The organism is Streptomyces albidoflavus (assembly GCF_000719955.1).
In the GTDB taxonomy this organism is placed as follows: Bacteria; Actinomycetota; Actinomycetes; order Streptomycetales; family Streptomycetaceae; genus Streptomyces; species Streptomyces albidoflavus.
Genome location: NZ_JOII01000021.1, coordinates 64,170 through 75,195, shown reverse-complemented (window position 1 = coordinate 75,195; position 11,026 = coordinate 64,170). Strand labels below are relative to the sequence as shown.

Annotated in this window: 8 protein-coding genes; 2 read left to right on the top strand and 6 right to left on the bottom strand. The window is 76.3% G+C overall.

The genetic code is table 11. The annotated features are described in order from the left end of the window. Positions 1-48 precede the first annotated feature (48 nt). Positions 49-453 carry a globin gene (locus IF45_RS0120960; protein ID WP_003948103.1) on the bottom strand — a complete coding sequence of 135 codons (405 nt, stop codon included), beginning with the start codon at positions 451-453 and terminating at the stop codon, positions 49-51. A 72-nt stretch (positions 454-525) separates the two neighbouring features. Here IF45_RS0120960 and IF45_RS0120955 point away from each other — a divergent pair, with 72 nt between their 5' ends. Beyond that, entirely contained in the window at positions 526-1,509 is a 984-nt protein-coding gene (locus IF45_RS0120955) for an aldo/keto reductase (RefSeq protein WP_003948102.1), read from the top strand. A 145-nt stretch (positions 1,510-1,654) separates the two neighbouring features. Beyond that, positions 1,655-2,596, top strand: coding sequence for a methyltransferase domain-containing protein (locus tag IF45_RS0120950; protein ID WP_015507877.1), 942 nt, complete (start codon positions 1,655-1,657; stop codon positions 2,594-2,596). 78 nt (positions 2,597-2,674) lie between these two features. Here the strand turns inward: IF45_RS0120950 and IF45_RS0120945 are convergent, their stop codons facing one another. The 5 genes from IF45_RS0120945 to IF45_RS0120920 all read right to left on the bottom strand — a co-directional run bounded on the left by IF45_RS0120945 (position 2,675) and on the right by IF45_RS0120920 (position 10,994). Continuing rightward, a complete protein-coding gene (locus IF45_RS0120945) occupies positions 2,675-3,835 on the bottom strand; it encodes an FHA domain-containing protein (RefSeq protein ID WP_015507878.1) in 1,161 nt (386 codons plus the stop codon). A 165-nt stretch (positions 3,836-4,000) separates the two neighbouring features. Further along, on the bottom strand, positions 4,001-5,359 hold the full coding sequence (locus IF45_RS0120940; RefSeq protein ID WP_003948100.1) for a vWA domain-containing protein: 1,359 nt from the start codon (positions 5,357-5,359) through the stop codon (positions 4,001-4,003). A 200-nt stretch (positions 5,360-5,559) separates the two neighbouring features. Further along, complete coding sequence (locus IF45_RS0120935; protein WP_030308909.1) at positions 5,560-7,140, bottom strand: PP2C family protein-serine/threonine phosphatase; 1,581 nt, start codon at positions 7,138-7,140, stop codon at positions 5,560-5,562. Between the two features lie 3 nt (positions 7,141-7,143). Continuing rightward, positions 7,144-9,675, bottom strand: coding sequence for a serine/threonine-protein kinase (locus tag IF45_RS0120930; protein ID WP_107048048.1), 2,532 nt, complete (start codon positions 9,673-9,675; stop codon positions 7,144-7,146). Further along, positions 9,672-10,994: a coiled-coil domain-containing protein gene (locus tag IF45_RS0120920; RefSeq protein WP_044474537.1), complete on the bottom strand. Its 1,323-nt coding sequence runs from the start codon at positions 10,992-10,994 to the stop codon at positions 9,672-9,674. Before IF45_RS0120920 ends, IF45_RS0120930 begins: the two co-directional genes overlap by 4 nt. Positions 10,995-11,026: the final 32 nt, after the last annotated feature.

The following is an 11,026-nucleotide window of genomic DNA, read 5'->3' as shown; positions in this document are numbered from 1 at the left end:
CACGCAGGGGAGGGGATGCCGGGGCCAGGAGCGACGAAGGGGGCCGGGTCAGCCCTCGGTGTTGACCATGGAGGCGGCGGCGTACGTGAGGTAGTTCCACAGCGTCCGCTCCTGCTCCTCGGGCAGGGCCAGCTCGTCCAGGGCGACCCGCATGTGCCCGAGCCAGGCGTCGTGCGCGGCCCGGTCGACCTTGAACGGGGCGTGCCGCATCCGCAGACGGGGGTGGCCGCGCTCGTCGCTGTAGGTGCGGGGGCCGCCCCAGTACTGCATCAGGAACAGGGCGAACCGCTCCTCGGCCGGGCCGAGATCCTCCTCCGGGTACATCGGCCGCAGCAGCGGGTCCTCCGCGACCCCCTGGTAGAACCGGTGCACCAGGCGTCGGAAGGTCGCCTCGCCGCCGACCTGCTCGTAGAAGGACTGCTCCTGAAGCGTGTCGCGCGGGTCGTTAGTCACGTCACCATGGTGGCAGACGCGAGGGCCGAGGACCGGGGGCCTAGGTCCCGTCAACGGTGGCAGGATGACGGCATGGACGAGCGCACATTCGACAGGACGGACCAGCACGCCTCGGTGATCGGCCTCGGCACCTGGCAACTGGGCGCCGACTGGGGAGACGTCGACGACAAGCAGGCCCACGCGGTGCTGGAGGCGGCGGCCGAGTCGGGGGTGACCTTCTTCGACACCGCCGACGTCTACGGGGACGGACGCAGCGAGCAGACCATCGCCACCTTCCTGCGCGGCCGGCCGGACCTGCGCGTCACCGTCGCCACCAAGATGGGCCGCCGGGCCGAGCAGCTCCCGCAGAACTACGTGCTGGAGAACTTCCGCGCGTGGAACGACCGCTCCCGCCGCAATCTCGGCGTGGACGTCATCGACCTCGTGCAGCTGCACTGCCCGCCCACCCCCGTCTACTCCAGCGACGAGGTCTACGACGCGCTGGACACCCTCGTCGCCGAGGAGCGCGTCGCCGCCTACGGGGTCAGCGTGGAGACCTGCGAGGAGGCGCTGGCCGCGATCGCCCGGCCCCACGTGGCCAGCGTGCAGATCATCCTCAACCCGTTCCGGACCAAGCCCCTGCGCGAGGTGGTTCCCGCGGCCCGTGCGGCGGGCGTCGGCATCATCGCCCGGGTGCCGCTCGCCTCCGGGCTGCTGTCCGGCAAGTACACCCGCGACACCGTCTTCGCCGCCGACGACCACCGCACCTACAACCGCCACGGCGAAGCCTTCGACCAGGGCGAGACCTTCTCCGGCGTCGACTTCGCCACCGGCGTGGAGGCCGCCGCCGAGTTCGCCGCGCTCGCGCCCGAGGGGTACACCCCGGCCCAGCTCGCGCTCCGCTGGATCATCCAGCAGCCCGGGGTCACCACGGTGATCCCCGGCGCCCGCTCGGCCGAGCAGGCCCGGTCCAACGCGGCCGCCGCCCGGCTCCCCGAGCTGTCCCCGGAGACGCTCGCGGCCGTCGGCGACCTCTACGACCGGCGCGTCCGGGACCAGGTCGAGGGCCGCTGGTAGCCACGGGCACGCGCTGGCCCCCTCGCGCTCCGGGCAGCACAGTGGAGGTATGACCGATCCGTGGGGAAGCGAGGGAACGCCGGGGCCGCCGGGGCCGCGGCGGGGGCCTGAGGGCGGCGCGGCCGGGGGCGAGTGGGAGCAGGCCGTGGCCCGGGCGCGGGCGCGGCTGTCGCAGGACATCGCCAACCAGGGCGGCTTCGACGGGGAACCGGAGTGGCGGGAGGCGTTCGCGGCCGTTCCCCGCCATCTCTTCGTGCCGAGCTACTTCGGGCCCTCGGCCGGCGGATGGCGGCGGATGTGGGGCGAGGACCCCGACCCGGTGCGGCGCCTGGCCTGGCTCGAAGGGGTCTACACCGACACCCCGCTCGCCACGCGGCTGCGCGACGGCGAACTCCTCTCCTCCAGCAGCCAGCCCTCGCTGATGGCGAAGATGCTCGCCGACCTGCGGGTCCACGAGGGCGACAGGGTCCTGGAGATCGGCGCGGGCACCGGCTGGAACGCCGCCCTCCTCGCCTACCGGCTCGGCTCCGCCCACGTCACCACCGTCGACCTCGACCCGGACATCACCGACTCCGCCCGCCGCCACCTGGAGGCGGCCGGACTCCACCCGCACGTCGTCACCGGCGACGGCGCCCGCGGCTGCCGCGCCGACGCCCCGTACGACCGTGTCCTCGCCACCTGCGCGCTGGACACCGTGCCGCGCCCCTGGCTGGAGCAGACCCGGCCCGGCGGGCTGATCCTCACGCCCTTCGCTACCGGCCTCGTCCGCCTCACCGTGCACGGACCCGACCGGGCCGAGGGCCGCTTCCTGCCCACCCCGGCCTACTTCGTCCCGCTGCGCGGCACCGAGCCCCGCGCCGCCCGCGACCTGCCCACCGACGGCATCGCCCGCCACCTGCTCAACAACGAGGGGTTCCGCTTCCTCCTCACGCTCACCGCCGGACGGCTCAGCCCCGCCGAGGCCCTTCAGGTGTGGCAGCGCGAGAGCCACCCCGTCCGCGAACGGTTCGGCCTCACCGCCGACTCTGGCACCCTGACCGCCTGGCTCGACGACCCCGCCGGGCCGGACCGCTGGCAGCTGGTCTGACCCCGGGGGCGTACGCCGCGAGGCCGCGCCCACCCCGTCGCGGGGAGGGCGCGGCCTCGGCCGGAGCGGGGCTCCGGGTCAGTCGCGGCGCAGGGTGATCGTGGTCCAGGCGCCGACGTGGACCCGGTCGCCGTCGGAGAGCGGCACCGGCACGTACGGCTGGATCGGGTCCTCGCCGCCGTTGACGGTGGTGCCGTTGGTGGAGTTCTGGTCCACCACCGCCCAGCCGCCGTCCGGCTGCTGCACCAGCATCGCGTGCTGGTGCGAGACGCCCGGGTCCTCCGGCGGCACCGACAGGTCGATGTCCGGGGTGTCACCGGTGGAGTGGCGCCGGCGGCCGATGGTGAACTGGTTCCCCACCAGGGCGTGGCGCTGCTCCGGCGAGTACGCGGGCAGGTTGAGCCCGTTGGCCTCCGGGCCGCTGCGCTGCATCATCGCCATGAAGTAGCTCCGGTCCGGGCCCACCGACACCGACCAGCTCGCCGGTCCCGCGGGCGCGGGCTGCTGCGGAGGCCGGTTCTGCGGCGCCCCGGCCGGGGTCGACGGCGGGGGGAGCACCCAGTCGTCGTCCTGCCCGGCCGTGCCCGGTGCCTGCGCGGGGAAGGCCCCGCCGCCGGTCGCGGGCGGGGGCGGCGGCGGACCCTGCGCGGGCCCGCCCGCGTACGGCGGCGCCGGGTACGCCGTCGGCACGCCCGGCTGACCGGGCACCACCGGCGGGGGCTGCGTCTGCTCGGGGCCGGGGGTGAGCGGCTCGGCGGGGCGGTTCATCTGCGAGGGCCGCGAGCCCTGGTAGTCGTACGACTGCGGGGGCGTGCGGAAGCCGCCGGGCGGGGAGCCGGCCGGGGGCCGGGGCGCGGCGGGCGTGTACGAGGTGGCCATGTTGGTGAGGAAGTTCCACCGGCACTCCTCGCAGAACGGCTCGTCGGCCTCGCGAGGGGTGTGGCACTGCGGGCACACCTGCGGCGGGCCGCCGCCGGGAGCGCCCGGGCCGCCGGGACCACCGGGACCGCTCTGCGGGCCGCCGGGCCCGGGGAAGGCGGGACCGGGGCCGCCGGGCTGGTGGCCCGGGCCGGGCGGCGGGTAGCCGTAACCGGGGGCGGGCGGCGGCGGGGGCGGCGGGGGAACGCTGCCGGCGGGGCCGCCCGGGCCCGGAGGCACACCCGGGCCCGCCATGCGGTGGCCGCAGACCTCGCACCAGTCGTCGGCGTCCGACCGGTGTCCGTTCGGGCAGGTGGGCATGGTGGGCCTTTCCCCTCTTCTCCGGCGGCCACGGGGCCGCGTCCGTGCCCTCGGGCACGTCGTCGTCTCGTCGGTGTACGGCACCGCCGCCCACCACGGGCACCGGGCACCGGCGACCGCAGTCGTCAGTCTCCGCTGTGTCCGCACGGACGGCAATGCCCGCCGTCACGTCCCGGATCGGGGCGCCGGCGGGCGTTGGTGCAGGCGGGCCGTCTTCGTCGAGCGGGTGTCCAAGGTCATCTCGTCGGCGTCCTCGACCCGTGCCTTCAGCCGCACAGTACCGTTCGCCTCGTCGATCACGTCCACCACCTTGGCCAGCAGCTTCGCCGTATCGGCGTGGCCGGAGGCGCCCGCCAGCTGCACCGCCCGGCCCAGCTTCGCGGTCGCCCCGTCGACGTCCCCGGCCTTCCGCGCGGCCAGCCCGTCCTGGATGGCCTGGGCCAGTTCCGCCTGGCCGGTGTAGTGCGCGACCTGCGGGTTCAGCGAGGTGGAGACGGCCGTGTCGTCGGTCCACACCGCCCGCACCAGCCCCTGCGCGACCGGCGTCGCCCCGCCGTCCGGCTGCGGGACGACCAGCGAGACGCGGGCGGCCAGCATCTCCCGGCCCACGTCGGCCGCGGGCACCCGTACGCAGACGTGGTAGTCGCGGGACTCGTCGCCCCAGGAGCCGGTCGGGTAGTCCCCGGAGCGTGGTCCCGCCGCTGACCGGCGGCCCGTCAGGTCGCTGACGCTGGGCGCCACTTGCTTGACGAAGGTGACCTCCGCGCCCTGCGGCGTCCACAGCCGCAGCGCCACGTCGGCGACCTCCTTGCCCATCGCCGACTCCATCATCGTGCGGAAGTCCCGGGCGAGCCCGGCCGGGTCGGCGACGATGTCGGCCGACCCGAGCAGCGAGGTCGCGATCCCTGTGACCTCTTTCACCTCCCAGTCGGTGCCGACGCCGCGTGCGTCGCAGGTGAACCGCCCGGCGCAGAGGTCCAGCGCGGCCCGCAGCTCCTCGGGCGTCTCGTGCTCGTTGCGCCCGTCGGTGAGGAGGATGCCGTGCCGGACACCGGCTGGTTCCGAGGTGAGCAACTGCTCGGCCAGCCGCAGCCAGGAGCCGATCGCCGTACCGCCGCCCGCCCGCAGCCGCAGCACCGCCTCCCTGGCCTCCTCCCGCGTCCGGTCGTCGGCGGTGGCGAGCCGCCCGCCGCCCGGGTAGACCTCCCGGGCGACGTGGGTCCCGGCGATCACCGCGAACCGGGTGCCGTCGCGGAGCGCGGCCACCGCGGTCCGGGTGGCGTCCCGGGCGTGCCGCATCTTCGAGGACGGGTGGTCCATCGAACCCGAGCAGTCCACCATCAGCGCCACCGCCGACGCCGCCCCCGCGGCGCCGTCGTGCGCGGGCAGCCCGCCGAGGGTGCCGCCACCCGTGGCGGTGACGGTGACGATCGCGTTGACCTCGCGCCCGCCCTCCGGCAGGAACTCGTTCTGGTAGACCTCCACGGCGAAGCGCGGTACGTCCGGTTTGGCGAAGTTGGCCATCTTTCCGGTCCCCCCTGGGAACCGCGCGGCCGGGCCGGAACCCGGTGCGCGCGGACAGCGTTGACGTACGCCGGGCGCCTTCGGCCCGGCCCGGTCAGCCCGATCCTGCCCCCGTCGGGCGGCCCGTCAACCCTGTGCGGTGCCCGGCGTGTCGGGCATGTGCCGTTCGGCGGGCCGCCGTCGCCGGGCCCGCCGGAGGGTCAGGAACCCTCCTGCGGCCGTACGTCGAACGGGACCACGGCCACCGTCACGTTGTCGTGCCCGCCGCCGTCCAGGGCGTGGCCCACCAGGACCTGGGCGCTGTGCAGCGGGCGGGTGAGGGCGTCGGCCGGGAGCGCCGCCGCCATCTCCTCGGCGGACTCCGCGTAGTTCCACAGGCCGTCGCTGCAGACCACGGCGACGCCCGGCCGGTCCGGCTTGAACGAGGCGGTGTGCGGGTCGAGTTCGTAGGCGTCGGCGCCGAGCCAGCCGGTGATGGCGTGGGCCCGCGAGTCGGCGTACGCCTCGGCCTCGCTCATCAGCCCGGCGGCGACCATCTGGGCCGCCCACGAGTCGTCCTCGGTGAGCCGGGCGACCGGGCCCTCGCGGTCGGCGGGCACCCAGTAGACGCGGCTGTCGCCGATCCAGCCGACGACCAGCAGCCCGCCCGCCGCGACGGCGCCGACGATGGTGCAGGCCGGGGCGTTCTGCCGGGGCGCCTCCGCGTCGGCGGGCCGCTCCTCGGCCAGGTCGTCCACGGCCCGGGCGGCCGCGACGATCGCCTCGTGCATCGCCGTCTGCGGGTGCGTGCCCTGGCCCAGCGAGGCCACCAGCGCCTCACTGGCGGCGCGCGAGGCGGCCAGGGACGCTTCGTCGGGCCGGGTCGCCGAGGACACCCCGTCGCAGACGATCGCCACCACGGCGGGCGAGCCGTCCGGCAGCGCCGCCTCGGCCAGCGCGTACGCGTCCTCGTTGCGGTGGTGACGCAGCCCCCGGTCGCTGACGGCCGCGACCCCCGCGATCTCCTCCTCCATGTGGTCGCGTTCCCTCGGCTGGGCGTGCCCGCAGTTCTCGCAGTACCCGTCCACGTCCACCTGCCCCGCCCGGCACGCCACACAGCTCTTCCCGCCACCACCGGACGCCGCCACGGCCTCCCGGGGATCGGCGGGCGCGTCCTCCCCGGCGGGCGGCACCGCCGGAGCCGGGTCGACCAGCGTCGGCGGCCCGTTCCCGGCGGGCGGCGCGGGCGGTGCCTCGGGCACAGGCGGTACGGGCGGCGCGGGCGGGACGGGGGGCGCCGGTACGGCCCCGGGCTCGGCCAGCGCGAAGTCGCCCTGCCCGGCGGCGGGTCCGGCCCCGCCGCTCCGGGCCTCCGGAACACGCGTACCGGTGGCCGGCGGCGCCCCCCACGGCTGCCCGGCCGCAGGAGCCGGGGCGGCGGGAGTGCCCGCCGGGGCGGGACCCTCCGGCGCGGCGGAACCGGCCGGGGGAGGGGGCTCGGCCGGCGCACCCGGCAGCGGCGCCCCTGCCGAGTCCGTGCCCGGCAGGTCCTCCGCCCGGTGCAGCGGCGAGGTCTCGCCGGGGGCCGCCGACGGCGGGAGGGGCGGGGCGGCCGGCCAGGCGACCGGGGTGCCCGTGGCGCCCTGGGGGGCCGGGCCGTCGGGCGGGCCCGCGCCGGGCCGGCCCGACGGCGGCTCGGGCACGGACGACAGGTCGAACCCGCACGCCCCGCAGAAGTGGTCGGCCGGCTCCAGCGGCTCCTCGCAGCTGGGGCAGGCGGAGAGTTGGGGAATCCGCGACATCAATCACACCATCGTCCGGGGGCGGAAGCGGTTGGCCCGCTCCACCAGTTCGATCCGCTCCTCGCCGCGCCGGGCGAGTCTGGCCAGCGTCCGGTAGGCGCGCTCCAGACCGAATCTGAGACCGCGCTCGTCCAGTTCGCTGCCCAGCAGCACCGTACGGGCCGTGCCACCGGCCCGAAGCCCGGAACCGGAAGCTCCGTCGGGCGTCTGCCCCGGGCTACCCGAGAGTACCCAGTCGAGTGCCGTTCCCAGCACCTCCGTGGCCAGCCGTTCCCGGCGGACCGGGTCGAGACCGAGCCCCTCCAACGCCTCCAACTGGGACGCGGCCGCCGTCAGGTCCGGCAGCAGCGGCTCGGTGGGATCGCGTCTGCGCAGCCGCACGCGGATCGCCGCGACCCGCGCCGCCGTGTGGTGGACGGAGGCTTCCGGAACCGACTCCAGGGTCCGCACCGCCTCCTGGCGCAGCCCCGAGGCCCACTGCACCCGCGCCAGCGAGAACGCGGCGCTGACGAAGGTGGGGTCGCAGCTCCACACCAGGCGGTAGTACTCGGCGGCGTTCTCCCCCTGCCCGAGCACCTCGGCGGCCAGGCCCAGCGCCAGCTTGGGCGCCGGCTCGCCGGGGAACGCGTCGTACAGCGCGTCGAAGGAGAGCGCCGCGCCCTCGAAGTCCCCCGAGGCCAGACTCGTGACACCCCGGTACCAGACCAGCCGCCAGTCGTCCGGGACGTAACTCTCCAGCTCCCGCAGCCCCTGCTCGGCGGCGGCCACCCGGCCCCGCTCCAGCTCGGCCCGGAGCCTGCGCAGCCGCAGTTCCGGCGAGTCGACCGAGGCCAGCCCGAGCGCCGAGGCCAGCTCGCCGGGGGCGGCGGCCGCCAGGCCCGCGAGGAACCCGGCGTTCGGGTCGCCCGGGTCGACCCGGGGCATCGGCAGCGCCAGCGCGGCCGCCGCCGGGTCCGGCGCGCCGTGCGCCGGGGGCGTCCCGGCCGTGAGTTCCGGCGCGGTCCGCGCCCGCCGCAGCGCGCGGGCGACCGGAGCGGGCCGCTCGCCGAGCCGCGAGACCACCCCGTCGTCCGGCACCACCTCGGTGTCGGTGACCCGCAGTTCGGGCCCGAAGAGCGTGGAGACGGCCGGGTGCGGGCGCCCCGACTGGAGCGCCACCACCTCCCGCAGCACCCCCGTCAGCTGCTCCGCCATCTCCTCGGCCGTCGCGAACCGCCGCGTCGGATCGGGGTCGGTGGCGCGGATCAGCAGCCGGTAGAAGGACTCGTACGTCCACAGGACCGGCACGTCGTGCGGGTCCGGGAGGCTGTCCGCGTAGACGCTGGTGTAGCCCTGGAAGTCGAAGGTCAGCACGGCCAGGGTGCGGGCGACCGTGTACAGGTCCGAGGCGACCGACGGGCCGTGGGTGGCGACCTCGGGGGCCTGGTAGCCGACCGTGCCGTAGATCGCCGACTCCTCGTCGTCCATCCGGCGGACCGCGCCCATGTCGATCAGCTTCAGCTGGCCCTCGGTCTGGATGGCGTTGTCGACCTTGAAGTCGCAGTACAGCAGGTTCCGGCTGTGCAGATGGCCGAGCGCCTCCAGCGCCTCGATGCCGTACGCGCACGCCTGCTCCACCGGCAGCGGATCGCGCCGCCCCTCCGGGGTGCGCCGCTCGTTGGCCAGCTCCTTCAGGGACTTGCCGCCGACGTACTCCATCACGATGTAGCCGTCGAGGGAGCCGGTGCGCTGGTCGAGGTGTTCCACGAAGTTGTAGATCCGCACGATGTTGGCGTGCTCGATCTCGGCGAGGAAGCGCCGCTCGGAGATGGCCGCCTCCATGGCGTCCTGGTCACCGGTGTCCAGCAGGCCCTTCAGCACCACCCACCGGTCCGAGACCGCCCGGTCCACCGCGAGGTAGACCCAGCCGAGCCCGCCGTGCGCCAGACACCCCACCACCTCGTACTGCCCGTGCACCACCTCACCCGCCCGCAGCTTCGGCACGAACGAGTACGGGTGCCCGCACTTGGTGCAGAACCCCTCGGTACGGCCCGGCCGTTCACCCCGCGACCGCCCCACCGGCGCCCCGCACTCCGCCCGGCTGCAGAACCGCTTGCGCTCCGGCACCCGGGGATCGGACGCCACCGCCGTGCGCGGGTCGGGGCGCGGCACGTCCGGCACCGCCACCAGGCCCGCGCCGAGCCGCCCGCGCTGCGAGGCGCTGTTCGAGGCCGAACTGCGCACCGACACCGACCGCGTGGTGGCCCGGCCCGACTGCGACCGGGACAGCTGCCCCGACACCGACCGGCGCGAGGAACGCGACCCCGTCGAGGCCGCCGTACGCGCCGACCCCGAACCCCGTGCCGACCCGGCCGATCCCCGCGCGGAGCGGCCCGAATGCGCCGAGCCGCCCGCCGCCACCCCCGTCGGCGGCGAGGAGAGCGACCCGTCGGGCGACACCACCGGCGCCATCCCGCACTCGTCGCAGTACAACTCACCCCCGCCGACGTCCTCGTACGCGCCGGCACACCCCGGCCGCTGGCAGCTCCGTCTCACGCCCCGCCCCTCCCGTCGTCACCCGCACCCGGCGCCAGCGCCTCGGCGGCCGCCCGCTGAAACCTGAGGACGGCCTCCTCGGCCACCCGCAGGTCGCAGGGGGCGCTCCACAGCACCCGCCGCGCCGCGTCGTACCGCTCGGCCAGCACCGGGTCCTCCGCCAGCCCCAGCCGGGACACCTTCGCCCGGTACGCGTCCAGCCGCCCGCGCAGCTCCGCGCGGACCGCCAGCGGCGCCGTCACCGCCGTCAGCGAGGCGCGGGCGCGCTCCAGTTCGTCGTCGGCCCGCCGCTCCAGCGCCTCCAGGAGCGGCGAGAGCCGGTGCCAGCGGCCGTGCCTGCGGTGGTCCGCCGCCGCCGCCACCTGCTCCTTCAGCGCGCTCGGCGGCCCGCTCACCGCGGGCACCTCCGAGGCGGCGATCTTCGCCAGCACCTCGCCGCGCGCCGTCCGCGCCTCCGCCAGCGTCCGGTCGGCCCGCGACAGCACGTCCCGCAGCCGGGCGAGGCGCGCCTCGGCGTCCTGGCGCACCTGGAGGACCGCCTCGATCTCCCGGCGCACCTCCTCCAGGGCCCGCGCCTCCCGGTCGTACCGCCGGGTGTCCGGGCGGCCCGCGCCGGGCGTGGCGCCGCCGTCCGAGGCCACCCAGAAGGAGAGCGGGTCCGAGACGACCTGCTCGCGCAGGACCGTCAGCACCCGCCCGATCCGCTCCAGGTCGTCCCCGGCCGGATGCTCACCCGGCAGCACCCCCACCGAGCCGGCCAGCGACCTGGTCCGGCGCTGCTCGGCGGCGAGCAGGTCGATCCGGGCGGGCAGTGCCGACCACACCGCGTCGGCCGCCACCACCACCGCCAGCGACTCGGCGTACAGCGTGTTCATCCGGTCCACCAGCTCGGTCAGCGACAGCCGTTCGGCCAGCACCGCGGCCCCCGGCCCGCCGCCCGGCGTGCCCGGCACCGTCACCGAGGCACCCCGCAGCAGCTCGCTGAGGGCCGCCAGCTCCTCCCGGCCAGGCCAGCGCCGCCGCGCCCGCACCTCACGGGCCTCGGTGACCGCCGCCGAGTAGGCGTCGAAGTACGCCCACAGCCGGGTGATGTCGGCCTCCGTCGCCCGCCACCGCTCGGCCGTCGTCCCGGTCAGCCCGGCGCCCTCCAGCAGCCGCCGCCCGGCATGGTCCTGGAGCGCCAGCAGCGAGGTCTCGACGGCCTCCCGCTCCGCGCCGAGCCGCGCCAGCGCGCGGTCCGCCTCGTCCCTGTCGAGCACCGGCCCACCGGCCGTACCACCGGAACCCCCGGCCCCGGGGTCCGCTCGCGCGACACCCATCGCTCCCCTTTCACCGTGCGGCCGCCGGGCGA